The organism is Plantactinospora mayteni, assembly GCF_016862935.1.
In the GTDB taxonomy this organism is placed as follows: Bacteria; Actinomycetota; Actinomycetes; order Mycobacteriales; family Micromonosporaceae; genus Plantactinospora; species Plantactinospora mayteni.
Genome location: NZ_BONX01000036.1, coordinates 1 through 21,514, shown reverse-complemented (window position 1 = coordinate 21,514; position 21,514 = coordinate 1). Strand labels below are relative to the sequence as shown.

Annotated in this window: 18 protein-coding genes; 12 read left to right on the top strand and 6 right to left on the bottom strand. The window is 72.9% G+C overall.

The window, feature by feature from the left end:
- Positions 1-17: 17 nt before the first annotated feature.
- Together Pma05_RS25840 and Pma05_RS25835 are read right to left on the bottom strand one after the other, a co-directional pair.
- On the bottom strand, positions 18-1,325 hold the full coding sequence (locus Pma05_RS25840) for an MFS transporter (RefSeq protein WP_203860078.1): 1,308 nt from the start codon (positions 1,323-1,325) through the stop codon (positions 18-20).
- Positions 1,326-1,328: 3 nt separating this feature from the next.
- Positions 1,329-2,807, bottom strand: a complete 1,479-nt coding sequence (locus Pma05_RS25835) for an FAD-dependent oxidoreductase (RefSeq protein ID WP_203860077.1) — start codon at positions 2,805-2,807, stop codon at positions 1,329-1,331.
- Positions 2,808-2,936: 129 nt separating this feature from the next.
- Here Pma05_RS25835 and Pma05_RS25830 point away from each other — a divergent pair, with 129 nt between their 5' ends.
- The 3 genes from Pma05_RS25830 (at position 2,937) to Pma05_RS25820 (ending at position 5,085) form a co-directional block, all read left to right on the top strand.
- Complete coding sequence (locus Pma05_RS25830; protein WP_203860076.1) at positions 2,937-3,314, top strand: ArsR/SmtB family transcription factor; 378 nt, start codon at positions 2,937-2,939, stop codon at positions 3,312-3,314.
- On the top strand, positions 3,311-4,414 hold the full coding sequence (gene arsB, locus Pma05_RS25825) for an ACR3 family arsenite efflux transporter (RefSeq protein WP_203860075.1): 1,104 nt from the start codon (positions 3,311-3,313) through the stop codon (positions 4,412-4,414). The genes Pma05_RS25830 and arsB overlap by 4 nt, the downstream gene beginning before the upstream one ends.
- Before the next feature lie 254 nt (positions 4,415-4,668).
- Positions 4,669-5,085, top strand: a complete 417-nt coding sequence (locus tag Pma05_RS25820; protein WP_203860280.1) for an arsenate reductase ArsC — start codon at positions 4,669-4,671, stop codon at positions 5,083-5,085.
- 256 nt (positions 5,086-5,341) lie between these two features.
- Here Pma05_RS25820 and Pma05_RS25815 read toward each other — a convergent pair whose 3' ends face one another.
- The 3 genes from Pma05_RS25815 to Pma05_RS25805 are packed head-to-tail and all read right to left on the bottom strand — an operon-like array spanning position 5,342 to position 7,791.
- Positions 5,342-5,944 (bottom strand): hypothetical protein, encoded by a 603-nt coding sequence (locus Pma05_RS25815; RefSeq protein ID WP_203860074.1) that lies wholly within the window; start codon positions 5,942-5,944, stop codon positions 5,342-5,344.
- A 57-nt stretch (positions 5,945-6,001) separates the two neighbouring features.
- On the bottom strand, positions 6,002-6,661 hold the full coding sequence (locus Pma05_RS25810; protein ID WP_203860073.1) for a response regulator transcription factor: 660 nt from the start codon (positions 6,659-6,661) through the stop codon (positions 6,002-6,004).
- On the bottom strand, positions 6,658-7,791 hold the full coding sequence (locus Pma05_RS25805) for a sensor histidine kinase (RefSeq protein WP_203860072.1): 1,134 nt from the start codon (positions 7,789-7,791) through the stop codon (positions 6,658-6,660). Before Pma05_RS25805 ends, Pma05_RS25810 begins: the two co-directional genes overlap by 4 nt.
- A 216-nt stretch (positions 7,792-8,007) precedes the next feature.
- On the opposite strand from Pma05_RS25805, the gene mptB reads away from it, so the two are divergent.
- From mptB to Pma05_RS25790, 3 genes are all read left to right on the top strand, one after another.
- Positions 8,008-9,456, top strand: coding sequence for a polyprenol phosphomannose-dependent alpha 1,6 mannosyltransferase MptB (gene mptB / locus Pma05_RS25800; RefSeq protein ID WP_203860071.1), 1,449 nt, complete (start codon positions 8,008-8,010; stop codon positions 9,454-9,456).
- A complete protein-coding gene (locus tag Pma05_RS25795) occupies positions 9,453-10,820 on the top strand; it encodes a glycosyltransferase 87 family protein (RefSeq protein ID WP_203860070.1) in 1,368 nt (455 codons plus the stop codon). Before mptB ends, Pma05_RS25795 begins: the two co-directional genes overlap by 4 nt.
- Positions 10,821-11,017: 197 nt before the next feature.
- The gene (locus Pma05_RS25790; protein WP_203860069.1) at positions 11,018-11,989 is read left to right on the top strand and encodes an RNA polymerase sigma-70 factor; all 972 of its coding nucleotides are present in this window, start codon (positions 11,018-11,020) and stop codon (positions 11,987-11,989) included.
- A gap of 20 nt (positions 11,990-12,009) precedes the next feature.
- Here the strand turns inward: Pma05_RS25790 and Pma05_RS25785 are convergent, their stop codons facing one another.
- On the bottom strand, positions 12,010-13,272 hold the full coding sequence (locus tag Pma05_RS25785; RefSeq protein ID WP_203860068.1) for an NAD(P)/FAD-dependent oxidoreductase: 1,263 nt from the start codon (positions 13,270-13,272) through the stop codon (positions 12,010-12,012).
- 279 nt (positions 13,273-13,551) lie between these two features.
- Here Pma05_RS25785 and Pma05_RS25780 point away from each other — a divergent pair, with 279 nt between their 5' ends.
- The 6 genes from Pma05_RS25780 to Pma05_RS25755 all read left to right on the top strand — a co-directional run bounded on the left by Pma05_RS25780 (position 13,552) and on the right by Pma05_RS25755 (position 21,473).
- Positions 13,552-14,064: a hypothetical protein gene (locus Pma05_RS25780; protein WP_203860067.1), complete on the top strand. Its 513-nt coding sequence runs from the start codon at positions 13,552-13,554 to the stop codon at positions 14,062-14,064.
- 241 nt (positions 14,065-14,305) lie between these two features.
- Positions 14,306-15,709 (top strand): aldehyde dehydrogenase family protein, encoded by a 1,404-nt coding sequence (locus Pma05_RS25775; RefSeq protein WP_203860066.1) that lies wholly within the window; start codon positions 14,306-14,308, stop codon positions 15,707-15,709.
- Positions 15,706-17,256, top strand: coding sequence for a sugar ABC transporter ATP-binding protein (locus tag Pma05_RS25770; protein WP_239313064.1), 1,551 nt, complete (start codon positions 15,706-15,708; stop codon positions 17,254-17,256). Before Pma05_RS25775 ends, Pma05_RS25770 begins: the two co-directional genes overlap by 4 nt.
- 52 nt (positions 17,257-17,308) lie before the next feature.
- Entirely contained in the window at positions 17,309-18,361 is a 1,053-nt protein-coding gene (locus Pma05_RS25765) for an ABC transporter permease (protein WP_203860065.1), read from the top strand.
- 90 nt (positions 18,362-18,451) lie between these two features.
- Positions 18,452-19,417, top strand: coding sequence for a substrate-binding domain-containing protein (locus tag Pma05_RS25760; RefSeq protein WP_203860064.1), 966 nt, complete (start codon positions 18,452-18,454; stop codon positions 19,415-19,417).
- 163 nt (positions 19,418-19,580) lie between these two features.
- Positions 19,581-21,473 carry a discoidin domain-containing protein gene (locus Pma05_RS25755; protein ID WP_203860063.1) on the top strand — a complete coding sequence of 631 codons (1,893 nt, stop codon included), beginning with the start codon at positions 19,581-19,583 and terminating at the stop codon, positions 21,471-21,473.
- Positions 21,474-21,514 lie beyond the last annotated feature (41 nt).

Genomic DNA, 21,514 nt, shown 5'->3' with positions numbered 1-21,514 from the left:
CCCAGGTAACACCTCTCCTAATCGCTGGCGACCGGGCCACCGGCGACGGGGTCGAGCGGTGCCCGTCGCTCCGGTTGCCCGTCCGGCAGGAGTACGGGTGTCCCGGCTCGGGCGAGGATTCCGATGGCGGCGACGCAGCAGATTCCCCCGATGACGGTGAGGACCGGGGTGTAGCCGCCGGTGGCGCCGAGTAGCGCAGCCGCGGCCAGTGGGGTGGACGCCCTGGCTACGGTGGCGGGGGTGGCGAGGATGCCGGCGATGGTGGCGTAGGCGGTGGTGCCGTACCGGTCGGTGAGTAGGGCGGGTGCGGCGAGGCTGGCGACACCGAAGCCGAATCCGAACGCGGTGACGGCGATGATGGCGCCGATCCGGTTGGCGGCGACCAGTGGTAGGCAGAAGGCGGCTGCGGCTTGGATTCCGAAGACGGTGGCGACGAGGGTGGTCATCCGGATCCGGCGTTGGGCGCCGGTGAGGACCAGGCGGCCGGTGACCGACAGGACGCCGAGTAGCCCGGCGACGGTGGCGGCGAAGGTGGTCGGATGTCCGCGGTCGGTGAGGAAGCCGACCAGGTGCAGCGTCATGGTGCTCATCGCGGCGCTGTGCGCGACGAACGCGATGGCGAGGAACCAGAAGCGGCTGTCGTGCAGGGCGGCCCGGACGACGGCGGCCCGGACGGCCGGGGAGGTGTGCGGGGCGGTCGCCGTGCTGCGTGGGGCTTTGCGGACGAGGACCGCGTGCAGCGGGATGGTGATGACGCCGTAGATCCCGGCGAGGATGAGCAGGGCGGTGCGCCATCCGTGGTGGGCGACGAGTTGTCCGGTCAGGGGCAGGAAGATGGTGCTGGCGAAGCCGGCGACGACGATCATGGCGAGCAGTGCCCGGGGTCGGCGTTCGGGGTCGAACCAGGAGACGATGACGGCGGTCGCCGCCTCGTAGAGCACCATGGACATCGCCAGGCCGATGCCGACGAGGACGAGGTAGAGCTGGGTGACGGTGCGGACCTGGGACCAGGCGGCGAGCAGGCCGGTGGCCAGGAGTGAGCCGGTGGTCATCAGGGCCCGGCCGCCGTGGCGGTCGAGCCATCTGCCGACGGGTACCGCCAGGATCGCCCAGGCGAGTACGGCGGCGGTGAACGCGCCGGTGACCGCGGTGGTCGAGGCGTGCAGGTCGGCGGCCATCGGTTGGAGCAGGACGGCGAAGGTGTAATAGAGGGTGCCGTAGCCGACGGTCTGGGTGATCGCGAGCGCGGCGACGATCCGCCAGCCGGGGAACCGGGCCCGGCGCCCACCGTCCCGTCGGGCGGCCACCGGTTCCGTGATCGGCATGGGTCAGTTGCCGCAGCAGCCGCCGGCGGAATCCGTGCCGGGTGAGGTGGAGGTGCCGCAGCAGCCGCCGGCGGAGTCCGTGCCGGGTGAGGTGGAGGTGCCGACGAGGGGCAAGGGTGCGGCGAGGAGGCCGCCGGAGATGCCGGTGGCGAGTCCGCGTCCGCCGCTGGTCGTGGTGGTGTCGGCGGCCGGGGTGCCGCAGCAGCCACCACCGCTGGCGGTGATGGTGTTGTCGTGGAGGATCGGGTTGCTGTTGCAGACCCCGGTTTCGGGTAGCTCGAGTTGGACGTCGCGGGCCGCCGTCCAGTCTCCGGCGAGGGCGGCGACGACGGAGCGGGCCTGTTCGTAGCCGGTGGCCATCAGGAAGGTCGGGGCGCGGCCGTAGCTCTTCGCCCCGATGGCGTAGTAGCCGGGTTCGGGGTGGGCGAGTTCGTCGACGCCGTGGGGTGGGACGGTGCCGCAGGAGTGCTGGTTGGGGTCGATCAGCGGGGCGAGGGCCCGGGTGGAGCCCATGATCGGGTCCAGGGCGAGGCGGAGTTCGGTGGTGATGGAGTGGTCGGGTCGGAAGCCGGTCGCCGACACGATCCGGTCCACGGTGAGGGTCCGGGTCCCGTCGGACACCGTCACCGCGCCGTCGGCTGCCGGGGCGAGCTGGTGCACGGAGAAGCCGGTGACGAGGTCGATGCGGCCGGCTTCGACGTGTTCACGCAGCCGGGTGCCGAGAGCACCGCGGGCGGGTAGGGCGTCGGCGGTTTCGCCGCCGTAGGTGCGGGCCGGGCTGGTGGATCGGATCGCCCAGCCGACCTTCGTGTCGGGTGCCTGCTCGGCGAGTGCGGCGAGGGCGAGGAGGGTGTTCGCGGCGGAGTGGCCGGCGCCGACGACCAGGACCCGCTTTCCGGCGAACCGGTCCCGGTCGGCGCCGAGCACGTCGGGCAGCGCGTGCGTGACGACTCCGGCGGCGGTGGTTTCTCCGTGTGCGGGGATGCCGGCGGCGCCGAGCACGTTGGGGGTGGTCCAGGTGCCGGAGGCGTCGATGACCGCGCGGGCGCGCAGGTCCGTACCGGAGGCGAGCCGGAGCAGGAACGGGGTGGCTTCTCGCCCGGCGGTGCGGAGCCGGTCCAGGCCGAGCCGGGTCACCGCGACCACTCGTGTCCCGTACCGGATGGCGGGCTTCATCGCGGGCAGGTCCGCCAGCGGTCGTAGGTAGTCCGCGACGAGTTCGCCGCCGGTCGGCAGGATCTCGGGGTCGGGTTCGACCCAGCCGGCGTCGCGCAGCAGTCCGGCGGCGGCCTGGTCGACGTTGTACCGCCACGGCGAGAAGAGCCGTACGTGCCCCCACTGGGCGACAGCGGCGGCAGGGCCGTCACCGGCCTCCAGAACGGTGAACGGCAGCCCACGCTGGTGGAGGTGAGCGGCGGCGGCCAGGCCCACCGGACCGGCACCGATCACGACCACGGGCAGGTCTTCCAGACGGTCGATCATCACAACTCCTCTATCTTCAAGATACTCGAAACAGCAGTCCAGGTGGTGCCGAGGCGTGGCTCGGGGCTGTCTCGACGTTCTTCGAATCAGAGACTTGCACGCTGTTTCGAGATCTGTCAACCTAGACACATGTCGAAGCAGCCGCCGGGACTCACTCTCACCGACCTCGACGCCGGGATGCCCTGCTGCACGCCGATCAGCGAGCAGCGGATCCCGGCGGAGACCGCCGCCGTGCTCGCCCCGGCCTTCAAGGCGCTCGGCGACCCCGTCCGCCTCCAGTTGATGTCGATGATCGCCTCGGCGCCGGCCGGGGAGATCTGCGTCTGTGAACTCACCCCGGCATTCGACCTGTCCGGGCCGACGATCTCGCACCATCTCAAGACGCTGCGTGCGGCCGGCCTGGTCGACGCCGAGCGCCGAGGAACCTGGGTCTACTACCGGGCGCGACCGGGGATCATGCGGCAGTTGGCGAGCCTGCTCCAAGTCGGGATCCCGGCGAGCGCGTGACCACCACCACCACCACCGCCCGCACCGCCCGCCCGGCACCTTTCGTCGCCCGGCTCTCCCGGCTCGACCGGCTCCTGCCACTGTGGATCGGCCTGGCCATGGTCGCCGGGCTGCTGCTCGGCCGCGTCGTCCCCGGCCTGAACACCGCCCTGGAAGCGGTCGAGGTCAGCGGAATCTCGCTGCCGATCGCCGTCGGGCTGCTGGTCATGATGTACCCGGTGCTGGCCAAGGTCCGCTACGACCGGCTCGACACCGTCACCGGCGACCGCCGCCTGCTCTTCTCCTCCCTGGTGCTGAACTGGCTGATCGGCCCGGCGGTCATGTTCGCCCTGGCCTGGACCTTCCTGGCCGACCACGCCGAGTACCGCACCGGCCTGGTCATCGTCGGCCTGGCCCGATGCATCGCCATGGTGATCATCTGGAACGACCTCGCCTGCGGCGACCGGGAGGCCGCCGCCGTCCTGGTCGCCCTCAACTCCGTCTTCCAGGTCCTCGCCTTCGGCGTACTCGGCTGGTTCTACCTCTCCGTGCTGCCCGGCTGGCTCGGCCTCTCCGGAGCGGCGTTGCAGGTCTCCGGGTGGGACATCGCCGGCAACGTACTGATCTTCCTCGGCGTCCCGCTGCTCGCCGGCTACCTCACCCGCCGCCTCGGCGAACGCGCGAAGGGCCGCACCTGGTACGAGGACGCGTTCCTGCCGAGGATCGGCCCGGTCGCCCTGTACGGACTGCTGTTCACCATCGTCGTCCTGTTCGCCCTGCAAGGCGACGCGATCACCAGCCAGCCGTGGGACGTCGTGCTGATCGCGGTGCCGCTGCTGGCCTACTTCGCGATCATGTGGGCCGGCTCCTACGGCCTCGGCCGGGCGATCGGGCTGAGCTACGAGCGGACCACCACCCTCGCCTTCACCGCCGCCGGGAACAACTTCGAACTGGCCATCGCCGTGGCGATCGGCACCTTCGGCGTCACCAGCGGCCAGGCGCTCGCCGGTGTCGTCGGACCACTGATCGAGGTACCCGTCCTCGTCGCGCTGGTCTACGTCAGCCTCGCCCTACGCCAGCGCCTCTTCCCGGCCACCGCCCCCGCCCGGAACTCCCCGTGACAGCCGCCAGGCGCGGGGCGGACGAAGCGGCCGAGACGGATTCCGGGGGACCGACCGTGTCGGGCGGTACACCCAACGGACCGATCGACGGCCACGTCAACGAGCCCTACCAGCCCCGTTTCCGTACCGCCCGGCTCGACCGGCAGCTACCCGGGATGCCCGCACGTCGGGGCGCCGCCCCGCCCGAGCCGACCGCAACCATCGACGTGCCCGCCACGCGCCGGCCGCGCCACCTGACCTCGAAGGAACCGACCATGCCCGACAGGCCCAGCGTCCTGTTCGTCTGCGTACACAACGCCGGCCGCTCCCAGATGGCCGCCGGCTGGCTCCGCCATCTCGCCGGCGACACCGTCGAGGTGAGGTCCGCCGGCTCCGCACCCGCCGACCAGGTCAACCCCGCCGCCGTCGAGGCGATGCGCGAGGTCGGCATCGACATCACCGACCAGACCCCGAAACTCCTGGAATGGGAGACGGCCGAGTCCTCCGACGTGATCGTCACCATGGGCTGCGGCGACACCTGCCCCGTCTTCCCCGGCAAGCGCTACGAGGACTGGCAACTCGACGACCCCGCCGGTCAGGGCGTCGATGCGGTCCGGCCGATCCGCGACGAGATCCGTACCCGGGTCGAGAAGCTACTGACCGAGCTGTCCGCAGGTCAGGCCGCTGGCTGAGGCGACGCGGTCGCCGGATGGTCCACGCCGGCCCGGCTCGGCTGGCCGGGACCTCCCGCGTCCGAACGGTCAGCCCCGGCCGGCGGTCTCGTCCGGCGGCCGGCCATGGCACCGGCCGTCCCGGCCAGCGACACGTCCGGATGGCGTCACCGGCGGCTCGCCGCCCGTCATCCCGTGCCGTGGCCGGCTCCACCGCCGAGGCGCCGACCGCAGCCGCCGCCTCGGCAGGGGCGGCGGCAGTCGGTCCTACCTCCTGTCAGCGGCCTGCCACGGGCTCTCCGGGGCGGCCGGTGTCGGCTCCGGCGGTCCGGGCGACGGAGCCGGTGCGGTCGGTGAGCGCGCGTACTCCGAGGTAGAGGAAGGGCAGCAGCAGGAGCAGGTCGGCCAGGTGCGCGATCGTCGGCTCCCGGGTGATCCGGCTGAGCGGAAACGCCAGCGCACCCAGGCAGACCAGTACGCCGACCGGCACCGGTGCGGCGCGCAGCCGGAGCAGCGCCGCGCCCAGTCCGAACAGGACGAGCGGAAAGAGCGGACCGGCGGCCCAGTAGAGCGACCAGGCGGCGAACGGATGCTGGTCGAGCAGTTCGATGGTGGTGGCGTGCGAGGCGCCGAAGAGCCCCTCGTGGATGCTCTGTACCCCGAACGCCACCCCGCCGACGGCCGCGAAGACGGTCAGCGGCACCGCCACCGCCACGTAGCGGGGCGCGGCGGCGCGGAGCCGGTCGTAGAGGCCGAGCAGGCCGACGAGCCAGCAGGCGCAGGAGAGCGCGCCGAGCGTACCGGCGGTGATGCCCTGCGAGTCGGGCTCCCAGAAGAAGCCGGAGGCGAAGTTCAGCAACGGTCCCAGCAGTAGAAACATGCCGAGAACGCTACGAACGGACGGCCGCCGCCGGATCCGCCCGACGGCACCGCCGGGCTACCGCGGTCGTCGTAGCCCGGCGAGCCCGCCGCGGTAGGCGAAGACCACGAGCTGGGCCCGGTCCCGGGCACCGAGCTTGGTCATCGCCCGATTCGCGTGCGTCTTCGCGGTCGCCGCGCTCATCCCGAGCCGGACACCCACCTCCGCGTTGGAGAGCCCGTCCGCGACCAGCGTCACCACCTCGCGTTCCCGGGCGGTCAGCGTGTGCAGGCCGGGTACCTCCGGGCCGTGCGCGTAGGCGGCGATCAGCCGGCGGGTCACCTCCGGGGCCAGCAGCGCGTCGCCGGCCGCCACCACCCGGACCGCCCGGCGCAGCTCGTCCGGCTCCAGGTTCTTCAGCAGGAAGCCGCTCGCCCCGGCGTGCAGTGCCGCGTAGACGTACTCGTCGAGTTCGAAGGTGGTCAGCACGACGACCCGGACCCCGGGCAGCCGGTCGTCGGCGAGGATCCGCCGGGTCGCGGTCAGCCCGTCGGTGCCCGGCATCCGGATGTCCATCAGTACGACGTCCGGCCGGTGCGCCCGGGTCAGTGCGATCGCCTCGTCGCCGTTTGTGGCCTCGGCGACCACCTCGATCTCCGGTGCCCGTTCCAGCAGCACCCGGAAGCCGGCCCGGACCAGCGTCTGGTCGTCCGCCAGCAACACCCGGATCGTCGTCATCCCGGCAGCCACCCCCGTACCTGGAAACCACCGCCACCGTCGGCCGGACCGGTGCGCAGCCAGCCGCCCAGCCCGGCGGCCCGTTCCGCCATCCCGCGCAGGCCGTTGCCGGGCGGCCCGGCGGCGCCCCGGCCGTCGTCGGAGACGGTCAGGACGAGCCCGTCGGGGCGGTAGCCGAGCCGTACCTCGATCCGGTCGGCCTCGGCGTGCCGGATCGCGTTCGCCACCGCCTCCTGCACGATCCGGTACGCGGTCGCCTCCACCGCCCGGGGCAGCGGGCGCGGCGTACCGTCCTGCCGCAGTACCGCGCCGGTCGTCTCGGCCAGCGTGGGCAGCCGGTCCAGGCCGGGCACCGGCGGTTCCGGGCCGCCCGCGCGGGTGCCGTCCCGGAGTACCCCGACCGCCGCCCGCAGTTCGGTCAGCGCCTCCCGGCTGGCGTGCCGGACCGCCTCCAACGCCGCCCGGGCCTGCTCCGGGTCGTCGTCGAGTACGTCGGCGGCCACTCCGGCCTGCACACCGACCACCGCCAGGGTGTGCGCGGTGACGTCGTGCAGCTCCCGGGCGATCCGGATCCGCTCCTCGACCACCCGCTGTTGTGCCGTACGGTCCCGTTCGGCGGTGAGCAGGGCGAGCCGGATCCGTCGGCTCCGTACCGTCTCGCCGAGCAGCAGCGCGGCCACGAACACCACGGTCGAGCCGTCCAGCGTCGCGTCCAGCGGCCCCACCCCGGCCACCGTGATCCGGCCCTGCGCGTCCAGCAGCACGAAGAGCGCGGCCAGCGCCAGGCCGAGCCGGCGGCGCGGGGCCACCGCGACCGAGTAGAGCGCGACCCAGACCGGGGCGGCCGGTGCGCCGCCGGGATACCGCGATACGTGGTAGAGCAGGAACAGCCCGCCGATCACCGCCAGCACCGCGGCCGGCCAGCGCCGCCGGGCGAGCAGGGCCGCCGCCATCGCCGCGCCGAGGCCGTACGCCCAGAGGTCCGGCGCCCGGTCGCCCGGCTGCACCGCCACGACCGCGATCCGGTACGCGGTCACCGCGCCGGCCGCCGCCGCGATCCCGGCGTCCACCGCCCAGCGCCGTCCCCGGCCACCGCCGAACGCCACCCCGGCCACGGCCCCGCCCCTCATTTGGCCACTGTACGTAGCCAGGCACCCGGCCGCGTACCACGGATGCGGTAGCCCGGTGGCCGGACGCCCGGCGTGCTTCCCCGACCCGGACGCGCCCGACCCGGCGGGTGAGCCGGAAGCCTCTGACCAGTGGCCCGGGTCCGCGTGCACCGTGCCGCCACCGGTTCATCATCGAACCGTCGTTTTGCGGCCATATGACACAGGAATCCTTCCGGGGTGCTGAGACTGCCCGCAGTGATCGGCTACCGCATCCTGGGCACCGCCGGGACGACGATTCTGGCCTGCTCCGGACTGGCCGCCGGGGCACTTCCGGTCGACCAGACCGGGGCGGAGCTGTGGCTGACCGACTGGCGACACCATCCGGGACCGGCCCTGCTCTGCGGATATCTCGGGCTCACCATGCTGGTGGCCGCCTGGTGGTGGGCGGGACGCGAGATCCGGCGGCCGGACGGTGCCGAGGTCCGCAGCCTGGTGGCCACCCTGGCACTCTGGTCCGGCCCGCTGCTGCTCTGCCCACCCCTGTTCAGCCGGGACGTCTACAGCTATCTCGCCCAGGGCGCGATGGTGCTCGCCGGCGCCGACGTCTACGAAGACGGGGTGTCACAGCTCGGCGGCCGGCTCGCCGCCGAGGTGCCGGAGATGTGGCAGCACACGCCGGCACCGTACGGGCCGGTCTTCCTCGGGCTCTCCGCACTGGTCGCCGGTGCGGCCGGTACGAAGGTGGCGGCCGGGGTGATCGGGCTGCGCCTGCTGGCCCTGCTCGGCGTCGGCCTGCTGGCGGTACTGCTGCCCCGACTGGCCCGGCACAGCGGGGTCGAGCCGGGCGCGGCGGTCTGGCTGGGCGTGCTCAACCCGTTGGTGCCGCTGCACCTGGTCGCCGGGGCGCACAACGAGGCGGTGATGCTCGGGCTGCTGGTGGCCGGGCTCTGCCTCGGGTTCGAGCGCCACTTCGCGCTGGCCACGGTCGTGGTGACCCTGGCCGCGCTGGTCAAGGCGCCGGCGGTGGCGGGGCTGCTGGTGGTGGTGGCGCTGGCCCGGCCGCACCACGGGATCCGGGCCGCGACGTTGCGTGCCGCCGGGCTGGCGCTGCTGACGGCGGTGGCGGTCAGCCTCGTCACCGGGCTCGGCTACGGGTGGATCGCCGCGCTCCGTACCCCGATCTACAAGCACAGTTGGTCGGTCTCCAGCGCCCTCGGGCGGGCGTCGGACCGGCTCGGCCAGGCGGCCGGGTTCGACCTCGGCGCCGCCCCGATGCAGTTCTGGACCTGGGTCGGTCTGCTCGCCGCCCTCGGCGGTACGGCCGTCGTCTGGTGGCACCGGCACCGGCTCGGCCCGACGTACGCGCTGGGCCTGGTCCTGGCGGCGGTGGCGGTACTCGGCCCGGCCACCCGGCCCTGGTACCTGCTGTGGGGCCTGGTCCTGATCGCCGCCGCCGCACCCGAGTCACCGGTACGCCGACTGGCCTCCCTGACCGCCGCGGCGGTGGCCTTCCTGACCCTGCCCAGCGGGTTCGGGCCGGATTCGGCGCAGCTCCTCCTCGCCACCGGCGGGGTGCTGCTCGGCATCGTCGCGATCGGGTGTTTCCGGTTGGGCACGAGCGCGCTGTCGACGGCACTGGCCGGTCCGACCTGGAACAGCCGGGCACTGGAGGGAACGTCCCGATGACCACCAGACCGTCCGGGACGTACGCCCGGGTGAGCCTGATCCTCGGGCTGGCCGGGGTGATCGCGGTCGCGATCGCGCTGCTGCCCGGGCACCGGGGCTGGTTCGACGTCGGCGTCTACCACGGTGCCGTCAACCACTGGCTGCACGATCGTGGCCAGCTCTACGACTACGTCCGGCCCGGCACCGACTACGGGTTCACCTACCCGCCGTTCGCGGCGCTCTGCATGCTGCCGATGGCGTGGCTGGACTGGTACCCGACGATCGCGGTCAACCTCGCCGTCACCGGGCTGGCCGCCGCCCTGGTGCTGTGGCTGCTGGTCGACCCGATCGTCCGGCGGGAGGGCTGGCAGCGGGGGTTCGGCTTCGCGCTCGCCGCGTGCCTGTTCGCGATGCTCGGCCCGGTACGCGACACGGTCAGCTTCGGCCAGGTCAACCTGGTGTTGCTCGCGCTGGTCTACGCCGACCTCTGGTTGCTCGACCGCGGTCACCGGCTCGCCGGGGTCGGCACCGGCATCGCGGCGGCCATCAAACTCACCCCGGCGATCTTCATCGGCTACCTGGTGGTCACCCGCCGCTGGCGGGCGGCGGGCACGGCGACGGCGACCGCGGCGGCGGCGACCCTGCTGACCTGGCTGGTGGCCCCGGAGGCCAGCCGGGAGTACTTCGGGCGGGCGGTCTGGGACACCGGCCGGGTCGGGGCGTTGGACTACGTCTCCAACCAGTCGCTGCTGGGGTTGGTGGCGCGGTGGAATCCGGAGCATCCGGACCGGCTCGTCTGGATCGTGCTGGTCGCGGTGGTCGTGGTGGTCTGGGCGCACCGGGCCCGCCAGGCGGCCCTGCGTGGGAACGACCGGGCCGGTTTCGCCCTGACCGGGGTGGCCGGGTGCCTGGTCAGCCCGGTCACCTGGGTACACCATCTGGTGTGGCTGGTGCCCGCGCTGGTGGTCCTCGCCGACTCCGCGCTGCTCCGCCGGCCGGCCGACCGGGTCCTCGCCGACTCCGCGCTGCTTCGCCGGCCGGCCGACCGGGCCATCGACGAGGATCCGGAGCTGTCCCACCTCGGCGCCCCGGCGTCCGGAGCACCGCGGTACGCTCCGGACTCCCCGCTCGGCACCAGCCGCCGGATGTGGGGCTGGTGGATCGGCGCCTACCTGCTGCTCTGCGGCAGCGTCGTCTGGCTGTGGTCCAGGGACCACAGCGGCGTCGTCGGGTTCGTCGGATCGAACTGTTACGTCCTGCTCGCCCTGGCCTTCCTGCTGTTCCTTCCGGTGGCCACGACCGCCGACGCCGACCCGGCCGGGGAGCGTCCGGCCGGCGGACCGTCCGGCCGGTGGGCAGCCGGACGTCTGCCGGGTGGCACCTAGGCGCCCGCCGGGGGCGGTCAGCCGGCATCGGTGGCCGGGATATCGTGGCGGGACGAGTCGGGCGCGGAATGCCGGCCGCGCTCGACCCCGTCCGGTGGTGTCACGGCCTCGGGCAGGGTGTCGATCGGGTTGTGGTAGGCGGGGGCGTACCCGGCCGAGCCGGACCGGCACCCGGCCGGCGGGACGGAGTGGATCGGATGCCCGACGCGGCAACGGCCGACGGGCCGGGGCGAGCCGACCGGCCGGAGCCGGGCGAGGTCGACGGGTCGGGGCCGGGCGAGGTCGACGGGCACGGCGGCGCTGATCCGTTGTCGGTCTTCACGGCGCAGCGGGGCCGGCTGCACGCGGTCGCGTACCGGGTGCTGGGGCGGGTTGCCGATGCCGAGGACGTCGTCCAGGAGACCTGGCTGCGGTGGAGCCGGGTACCTGTCGCCGAGGTCGCCGACCCCGAGGCGTACCTGGTGCGCGTCACCACCCGGCTGGCGATCGACCGGTTGCGCAGCGCACACGCCCGCCGCGAGTCGTACGTCGGGCCGTGGCTGCCCGAACCGATGCTGACCGGCCCGGACGTCGCCGAGACGGTGGCCAGGGACGACGCGGTCTCCACCGCGATGCTGCTGGTACTCGAAGCCCTCTCCCCGCTGGAGCGGGCGGTCTTCGTGCTCCGCGAGGCGTTCGACTACTCGTACGCCGAGATCGCCGGGTTCGTCGGCCGCTCCGAGCCGGCGGTACGGCAGACCGCCCGCCGGGCCCGCGAGCACGTCGACCGGCAGCACGTCCGGTACGACACCGACGCCGCCACCCAGGCGCTGGTGACCGAGCGCTTCCTGGCGGCCTGTGCCGGCGGGGACCTCGGCGGGCTGCTGGCGGTGCTTGCCCCGGAGGTGGTGCTGATCAGCGACGGTGGCGGCCTGGCGCCGGCGCCGCGCAAGGCGATCGTCGGCCTGGAGTTGGTGGCCCGGGCGATGCTGACCTTCGCCGGACGGCTGCCGGCGGATCCGGCGATCGACGTCGTCCGGTTCAACGGTGCCCCCGGCATCGTGGTCAGCTCCGCCGGGATCCCCGTCGCGGCGGTCAGCCTGCACCTGCTGGACGGCACGATCAGCGCCATCCACCTGGTGAGCAACCCGGAGAAGCTGACCGGGCTGCGCGACCTCCGGTCACCCTGACCGGGCCGCGCGCCTTCCGGTCATGCTGACCGCGAGAGGCCGTCGCCACCTGCCCGGCCCAGGCCGGTGGACCCGGTGGTGGCCCGGGAGGTCCCGCCCCGGACGGAGCCGTTCCGGGAGATCGCCCGCAGCGGCACGGTCAGCCACCGGGAGAGCCGGTAGGTGGGGGTCGGGCTGCTGGTCACCACCTCCTTGTAGAGCGCGGCCCAGCGTCCGGCCAGGTACCAGCGGTTCGGGGTGTCGTCCGGGTGGGTGAACTGGATGACCGCGTCCCGCCGGCCGAGGCTGACCGGCTGGTGCAGGTAGCCGAAGCGGAACGGGCGGCCGTCCCGGCCGCGCAGCCGGCGGGCGATGGTGTCCGCGGCGTGCGCCGCGCTGGGTATCCCGCTCTGGCAGGTGCCGTGCAACGTTCCCCAGGGCGCCTGGATCGCGGCGGCGTCGCCGACCGCGTACACGGCTGGGTCGGAGAGCGCGCGCAGGGTCGGGTCCACCACGATCCGCCCTCGTGGGTCGACCGTCAGGCCGGCCTCGGCCGCCAGCGGCGGGGCCACGAAACCCGTGGTCCAGAGGCAGGCGTCGACCGGTACGAGTTCGCCGTCGGCCAGTTCGACCGCGTCCGGCAGCACCCGGACGACCTCCACCTCCGTGCGTACCTCGATGCCGAGCCGGTCCAGCGAGCGGTGCAGCCGGGCCCGGGCCCGGTCGCCCATCATCGCGCCGGGCGTGGCCCGGGTCAGGAGTACGACCCGCAGGCCGGGCCGGTTCTCCGCGATCTCCGCCGCCGCCTCGATCCCGGTGAGCCCGGCGCCGCAGACCGCCACCGTTCCGCCGCCACGTCCGTCGAGTTCGGAGAGTCGGGCGGCCAGCCGGGCCGCCGTGGCCGGGCTGTCCAGGGTGTACGCGTGCGCGTCCGCCCCGGGCACGGTGACGTGGTCGGCGACGCTGCCGAGCGCGTACACCAGGATGTCGTAGCCGATGCCCCGGTCGCCGTCGGCGGTCGCCAGTCGGACCTTGCGACGCTCCCGGTCGATCGCGGTGGCCCGGCCGGGCCGGAACTCGACCCCCGTGCCGCGCAGCAGGTCCGGGATCTGGTGGTCGACCAGCCGTTGCCCGGTGCCGATCTGGTGCATCCGCAGCCGCTCGGTGAACCGCGTGGACGGGTTGACCAGGGTGACCCGGCCACCGCTGCGGCGGGTACGCCGGGCCAGCCGGATCGCCGCCATCGTGCCGGTGTAGCCGCCGCCCAGGACGACGATCCGGGGTCCGTTCGGGTTCGGTGCCATCGTGTTCCGCCTTCTTCCTGTCATCCGGTGGGGTCGCGGCGGGGTGCCGCGTCCTGCCGGCCGGCCGTGCCTTCGCGGCCGGTCCGGGTCTTGTCGGCCGGTTGGTGCTCCGGCCGATCACCACCCAGGACGGGCCGGCGCCTGGCGGGCGTGAGCCGTAGGCCCTATGACCTGGGTCACCCGTCGTTGCGTCCGCGGGCCGCTTCCGCGCTTGACCCTCGACCTCGTCGAGGCCACAGCATCGGCGGCGGAGAACGGGCCGACGCAGGGGAGTGGACGATGGAGCAGGACACCGACGAGACGATGGCGGGCATCGCCGAGGCGGTCGAGTGGGGGCGGGCCGGGCGTACCGGGGCGGCGCGGGAGCGGTTGACCGAGTTGTGGGGGCGGATCGGTCCGGCCGGTGACCCGTTCCACCGCTGCACCCTGGCGCACTACCTGGCCGACCTCCAGGAGGACCCGGCCGAGGAACTCCGCTGGGACCTGCGGGCGTTGGAGGCCGCCGACACGCTGACCGACGAGCGGGCCCAGCGGCACGACACCAGCCTCCAGGTCGCGGCGTTCCGGCCGTCGTTGCAGCTCAACCTCGCCGAGGACTATCGCAAGCTCGGCCGGCCGGACCAGGCCCGGGAGCACCTGGCCCTGGCCCGGGAGAGTCTGCCGGCGCTCGGCGACGACCCGTACGGCCAGATGATCAGGGACGGCGTCGTACGGCTCGGCGCGCTGCTGGCCGCCACCGACCCGACGGCCGGGCCCGTGACGCCCGGCTACGGCCGCCCCGGAACGGACTGAGCAGCGGGTACGACCAGCGTCCACCAACCTCCGATGTAGACGGAGCTGGCGTCGGGGCGGAGTGCCGGGGGAGAGTGCCGTCCGTCAGGTGGGACGGAATTGATCCAACGTATTGACGAACTCCGTCGACGCCTGTGAACATTCGATCGGGAAGCCGGAACTTTAGAACAAGCAACAAAAAGTCTCCGGCTGCCCGACGAAACTTCCCCACAGGCTGCGTCGAATTCCTGGAGCGGAGCGCATGTCGGCATCGGGCTCGGTCATCACCGTCCACAATCCCGGCACGGGCGAACCGCTCGGGGAGGTCGAGTCCACCAGCCCGGAGCGGCTGGCCGAGGCGGTCGAGCAGGCACAGCTCGGCCAGGCGGCGATGGCCGCGATGCCCGCACACGAACGGGCCGCGCTGCTCGGCCGGATCGCCGACCTGGTCGAGGGCGAACGGGCCGAGCTGGCCCGGCTGCTCGCGGCCGAGAACGGCAAGCCGCTGCCGCAGACCCGGGGCGAGGTCGAGGCGGCGATCCGGATCTTCCGTGGGTACGCGGCCGAGGCGACCAGGATCTTCGGCCGGCAGACCCCGCTGGACGCCGTACCGGGGCTGGAACGGCACCTGGCGGTGACCGTACGTGAGCCGCTCGGCGTCGTCGCCGCGCTGGTCCCGTTCAACTACCCCGTCGAGCTGTACGCGCACAAGGCCGCCGCCGCGCTGGCCGCCGGCAACGCCGTACTCGTGCAGCCGCCGGCCCGCTGCCCGCTGGCCCTGGCCCGGATCGCCGAGCTGGTCGAGGCGGCCGGCGCACCCCGGTACGCCCACCGGCTCGTCCCCGGCGGCGTGCGGGTGTCACAGGCGCTGGCCGAGTCACCCGGGGTCGCCGCCGTCAGCCTGACCGGCAGCACCGAGGCGGGCCGGGAGATCGCCCGCCGGGGCGCCGGCACGCTGAAGAAGGTACTGCTGGAGCTGGGCGGCAACGACGCGCTGATCGTCTGCGCCGACGCCGACGTGGAGGCGGCGGCCCGGGCGGTGGTACTCGGCCGGCTGGCCCGGGGCAACGGGCAGATCTGCTGCGCGGTCAAGCGGGTCTACGTGCAGGAGCCGGTGCACGACGACTTCGTCTCGGCGCTGCTCGCCCAGACCGCCAAGCTCTCCGTCGGCGACCAGTTGCTGGAGTCGACCGACGTCGGGCCGCTGATCGCCGAGTCCGCCGCCGAACGGGTCGAGGCGGCGGTCGGCCGGCTGGTCGCCGACGGGGCCCGGCTCGCCACCGGCGGTACCCGCCGGGGCGCCTTCGTCGACCCGGCCGTACTGGTCGACGTGCCGACCGAGAGCGCCGCGTTCGCCGAGGAGATCTTCGGGCCGGTCGCCCCGGTGGCCCGGTTCACCGATCCGGCCGACGCCGTCCGGATGGCCAACGAGTCGCCGTACGGGCTCCAGGCCGCGGTCTTCACCCGGGACATCTCCCGGGCGTTCACCATCGCCCGGCAACTCGACGTCGGCGGAGTGGTGATCAACGGCTCGACCGCGCTGCGCGCCGAGAACCTGCCGTTCGGCGGCACCAAGGACACCGGCGGCTACCGCGAGGGGCTGCACGACACCCTGCGCGACCTCACCCGGCAGAAGACCGTCGTGGTGACGGAGGCGTTCGGGTGACCGTCGCTGCCGGGTCACCGAAGGCGAGCAACGCCCTGGAGCTGCGCGGCGTACGCAAGGAGTTCGGCGGCGTACCCGTGCTGCACGGGGTGGACCTGGTCGGCCGGCCGGGCGAGGTGGTCGCGGTCGTCGGGGCGAACGGTGCCGGCAAGTCCACGCTGATCAAGATCCTGGCCGGCGCGCTGCCGATGAGCGGCGGCGAACTGCGGCTCGACGGCGCGCGGATCGAGCTGACCTCGCCGCACGACGCGCACGAGCACGGCATCCGTACCGTCTACCAGGAACTCACCCTGGTCCCCGAGCTGACGGTGACCGAGAACCTGCTGCTGGGCAACTTCCCCCGGCGGCGTACCGGACTGATCGACTGGCCGGCCGCGCACGCCCGGGCCGGCAAGCTGCTCGCCGAGATCGGGTTCGGTGCCGTGCGGCCGAGGGCCATCGCCGGCCGGTTGACGGTGGCCCGGCAGCAGATGGTCGAGATCGCCAAGGCGCTGGTCAGCGAGCCCCGGGTACTCGTGCTCGACGAGCCCTCGGCGGTGCTCGCCGGCACCGACCTGGACTCGCTGTTCGGGCTGATCCGCCGGCTGCGCGACCGCGGGACGCTGGTGATCTACGTGTCGCACCGGCTGGCCGAGGTGCTCGACCTGGCCAGCTCGATCGTGGTGGTCAAGGACGGCCGGGTGGTGGCGACCACCGAGCCGGCCCGGACCAGCGAGGACGAGCTGATCCGGCTGATGGCCGGCCGGCGGCTGGAGCGGATCTATCCGGACCGGCGGAGCGGGTTCGGCGAGCCCCGGCTCCGGGTCAGCGGGCTCTCCCGGCCCGGCGAGTTCACCGACGTCTCGTTCACCGTCCGGGCCGGCGAGATCGTCGGGATGTTCGGCCTGGTCGGCTCCGGCCGCAGCGAACTGGCCCGGTGCGTCTTCGGCGCCGAGCCCGCCGCGACCGGCGAGGTCCGGGTCGCCCTCGATCCCGGCTCGACTGTGCGGAAGGGGCGACGGCCCACCTTCCGGAGCCCGGCCGAGGCGATCGCCGCCGGGCTGGCGCTGGTGACCGAGGACCGCAAGCGCACCGGTCTGGTCCCGGAGCTGACGGTACGGGACAACATCGGCCTGACCACGCTGTACGCGACCACCCGGGCCGGGCTGCTCGACGTACCCCGGCACCGCCGCGCGGTCGACGACCTGATCGCCCGGCTCGACATCCGGCCGGCGCACTGCGCGACGATGCCGGTAGTCCGGCTCAGCGGCGGCAACCAGCAGAAGGCCGTACTCGCGAAGTGGCTGCTCGCCGGTCCCCGGGTGCTGATCCTGGACGAGCCGACCCGGGGCGTCGACATGGCGACCCGGATGAGCATCTACCGGATGGTCGACGACCTCGCCCGCGAGGGTCTCGCCGTACTGCTGATCTCGTCGGACCTGACCGAGGTGCTGGGCGCGACCGACCGGGTGCTGGTGATGCGGGAGGGCCGGATCACCGCCGAACTCGACGCCGACCGCAGCACCGAGGACGAGGTGCTCGGCCACTCGATAGGACGCGCCGGATGACCCCGATTGGAGACGACCGGATGGGCCTCGACTGGACGCGCGGCACGACGAGGTGCGGCACGACGAGGTATGGCACGACGAGGTGCGGTACGACCCCGGGACGGGCCGGATGACCGGGCAGCTCACCAGGGTCGAGCCGGATCCGGCCGCCGAGCCCGGCCGGCGGCCCCGGTTGACCGTCGCGGGCCGGCCGGTGACGGTGGAGACCGGGTTCCTCACCCTGGTGGTGCTGGCCCTGGCGGTGGCGGCGCTGACCTCGGACGCCTTCCTCACCCAGACCAACCTGACCAACCTGCTCAAGCAGATGGTCACCACCGGACTGCTCGCCTTCGGCATGCTGGTGGTGATCCTCACCGGCGGCATCGACCTCTCGGTCGGCTCGGTGGTGGCGTTCGCCGGCATCGTCACGGCAGGGCTCGTCTCGGGGCTGCCGCTGCCGCTGGCCATGGCGGTCGGCATCGCCAGCGGGATCGCCTTCGGGCTGGTCAACGGCGTCCTGGTCGCCCGGTTCGAGCTGGCGCCGTTCGTGGTCACCCTGGCCGCGCTGACCACGATCCGGGGACTGGCCTTCGTCTACTCCGACGTGCCGATCGCGCCGGAGCACCCGGACTTCTTCTGGCTCGGCTCCGCGATGCTCGGGCCGATCCCGCTGACCACCGTGATCATGCTGCTCGTCTTCACGCTCGGCGGGGTCTTCCTGCGGCGTACTCCGGCCGGGCGGGCGATCATCGCGATCGGCGGCAACGCCGAGACCGTACGCCTGGCCGGCATCAACGTACGCCGGCACGTGGTGCTGGCGTACACGATCAGCGGTGCCTGCGCGGGCCTGGCCGGGGTGATCCTGGCCAGCCGGGTCGGCATCGCCCAGCCCAGCGTCGGGGTCGCGTTCGAGCTGGACGCCATCGCCGCCTGCGTGATCGGCGGGGCGAGCCTGGCCGGCGGCCGGGGCTCGGCCCGGGCCACCCTCGGCGGCGTCCTGGTACTGGTGCTGATCAACAACCTGCTCAACCTCTACGACGTGCAGAGCTTCTGGCAGCAAGTACTCAAGGGCGTCGTCATCGTCGTGGTCATCGGAGTGCAACGTGCGAGCCGGCCCCGGACCTGAGTGGTCCCGGCGCCGGAAGCGTCCCGTCGACCGGCACCCGGGTCCGGGCCGGTCGGGCAACACCCCCACCACAGGATGGAGAACCGGCAGATGAACGCGAAGCGGCTCACCGGGCTGTTACTCGTCGGCGTGCTCGCCGCCGGCCTGACGGCCTGCTCGGACGACGACGGCGACGGGTCCGGCGACGGCTCCTACACGGTCGGGGTCGCCAACTTCACCCTCGGCGGCCCGTACTTCAGCGGCATGGACAAGGCGATCGCGGCCCAGGCGGCGAAGAAGGGCAACGTCGAGATCGTCAGCACCGACGCCAACGGCGACGCGGCGAAGCTGGCGGCCAACGTCGAGGACCTGCTCAGCAAGAACGTGGACGCCATCATCATCTCCGGCGGGCCGCTGGAGTCGGCACCGGCGGTACTCAACTCGATCAAGGCGGCCGGCAAGCCGGTGGTACTGGTGGACCGGAAGTTCGCCACCGGCGAGTACACGAGCTGGATCGGCCCGGACAACGAGGCGATCGGCCGGCAGAACGGCGAGTTCCTGGCCCAGCGGCTCAGCTCGGGCGGCAAGGTCGGCATCATCAAGGGCGGCCCGGCGGACAACAGCATCGGGCTGGCCCGGACCAACGGGGTCAAGGCGGCGTTGCAGGGCAAGCCCGGGATCGTCCTGGTCGAGGCGCCGGACTTCGGCAACTGGAGTTCCGACGGCGGGCTGACCGTGATGGAGAGCCTGCTCGCCACCAACGCCGACCTGGCGGCGGTGTTCTGCGAGAACGACGCGATGTGCCTGGGCGCGCAGCGCGCGGTGGCCGACGCCGGCAAGTCCCAGCAGATCGTCATCGCCGGGGTCGACGGGCAGGCCGAGGCGCTGAAGGCGATCCTGGACGGCACCAACTACCTGGTCACCGGCCTGAACGACGCCGACATCATCGGCAGCATGGGCCTGGACCGGGCGGTCGAGATCCTCGGCGGCGGCACGGTCGAGAAGGACACCGTCGTCGACTCGCCCCGGGTCACCAAGGAGAACGCGGCGCAGTACCTGAAGGACGGCGAGTTCTGAGCGCGGGGGTCGGCGGTGACGCCGGCCCGGTCCAGGTGGCGGATCGGCGACGCCACGCGGCATCGACAGCACGGGAATCGGAGGTCCACTGTCTGGCCGGACCCCGCACGAGGGTGCGGGGCCGGGGTCGGCGAACTCACCCACCGTCGAAAGGGCGCCTCCCATGCACGGACAGTCGCACAGCAGAACCCGCCGGTCGGTCTGGACCGTGGCCGCCGCGACCCTGGTCGCGGTCGTCACGGCGACCCCGGGCGCGGCCACGGCCGCGTCTCCGGCCGCCGGCACCGCCGCACCGGCCGAAACCACCACCACCACGACCGCCCACGCGGCGGACGACCCGACCCGGCCGGGCTGGACCCTGCGGTACGAGGAGAACTTCCGCACCCCGCTGGGCGGGACCAACGCACCATGGGTACGCGAGAACCACGCCCAACCGTTCGACACGATCATGGACGACGCCGGGCAGTGGTACCGGAACGACTACGGGCCGGCCTGGACGACCGCGTTCAACTCGTTCTCGACCTACCGCAAGGAGTTCCCGGTCGGGCAGGACGGCTGGCTGACCGCCTCGCTGTCGGCCCGGGACTGGAACAACGACGGCGTCATCGAGGCCCCGCCGTCGATCACCACCCAGGCGCTCGGCGCCGAATCCGTCGCCCGGCTGACCGTGCCGGACCACACCGGCGGGGCGATCCTCCGGCCGACCCGGCAACTGCCGGACCGCTACCGGATCGAGTACAAGCTGAAGACGCTCGACTTCGGCGGCAAGCGCAACGGCAGCATCTCGTACGGCGGCCGGGAGAACGGCTACGGCACCGCCGGCTGTAAGACCCAGCACCCGTGGGGCGAGGGCTCGGACAGTCCGGGCTGGTCCGGTGACGCCTCGGTGCCGTACTGCGAGTGGCAGGACGTTCGGCGCGGCCCGTACGGCTACAACGGCTTCCACTTCCTGTCGATCGTCGACTTCGCCAACCCGGCACCCCGGAACAACCACTTCTGGCACTACCGCCGGAAGGTGCTGATGGACTCGTTCTCCCAGCACCCGGACCGGGTCGGCGCCGGCACCGGCGGCCGGGTCTGCGACGCGAGCACCAACACCTACTACAACTACCGGGACAGCAGCTTCAACACGGTGAACATGTGGATCAGCGGGATGCCGAACTGGACCCCGGGCCGGGGCGGGCTGGCCGGCAACTCGCAGTGGTTCATGACCACCTGTTCCGGCGGGGTCGCCGAGCAGCAGCTCTCGTCGGCGGCCGAACTCCAGCCGGAGCTGATGCCGAACGAGTTCTACACCTTCGCGATCGAGCGGGACGCCACCGGTTACGTGTTGGAGGCGAGCGGCAATTTCGCCCGGGCCGGTCGGCAGACCATCCGGTTCCACCGCCCGTTCGTGGTCGGCAACGCGCCGATCTGGCACTACAACACCAAGCCCGGCGAGTACGACGGCCGGTTCAACGGCAACCTGGTGCAGAACGACTACAACGGCTCCACCACCTGGCCGAACCAGTGGCCGGCCGGGTCGGCGTACCCGGACTGGTTCGTCATCGGCGACCTCTACACCAACGTGTACGAGGGCAGCGCCAGCCTCACCGACATCCGGCTGTACGAGCCGGAGCAGCAGCCGCCGGCGAACAACCTGGCGTTGAACCGGCCGGCCAGTGCCGACAGCCAGTGCGCGGCGGTCGAGGCGCCGGCCAAGGCCGTCAACGGAAGCTGGACCGGCGGTACCTCGGACAAGTGGTGCTCGCTCGGCGCCAGCAAGTGGCTGCGGGTCGACCTCCAGGCCGACCGGCAGGTGGGGCGGTTCGTGGTGCGGCACTCCGGAGCGGGTGGCGAGAAGGCGTCCTGGAACACCCGGGACTTCGACCTCCAGGTCAGCACCGACGGCAACACCTGGAGCACGGTCGCCTCGGCCCGGGGCAACACCGCCGACGTCACCACGCACACCGTGTCACCACGAACAGCCCGGTATGTCCGGCTGAACGTGCTCAACCCGACGAGTGACAGCGACCGGGCGGCCCGGATCTTCGAGCTGGAGGTCTATCCGAGCTGAGGACCGTCTCCGGAGACGACGAAAGGGCCAGCCCCGGGTGG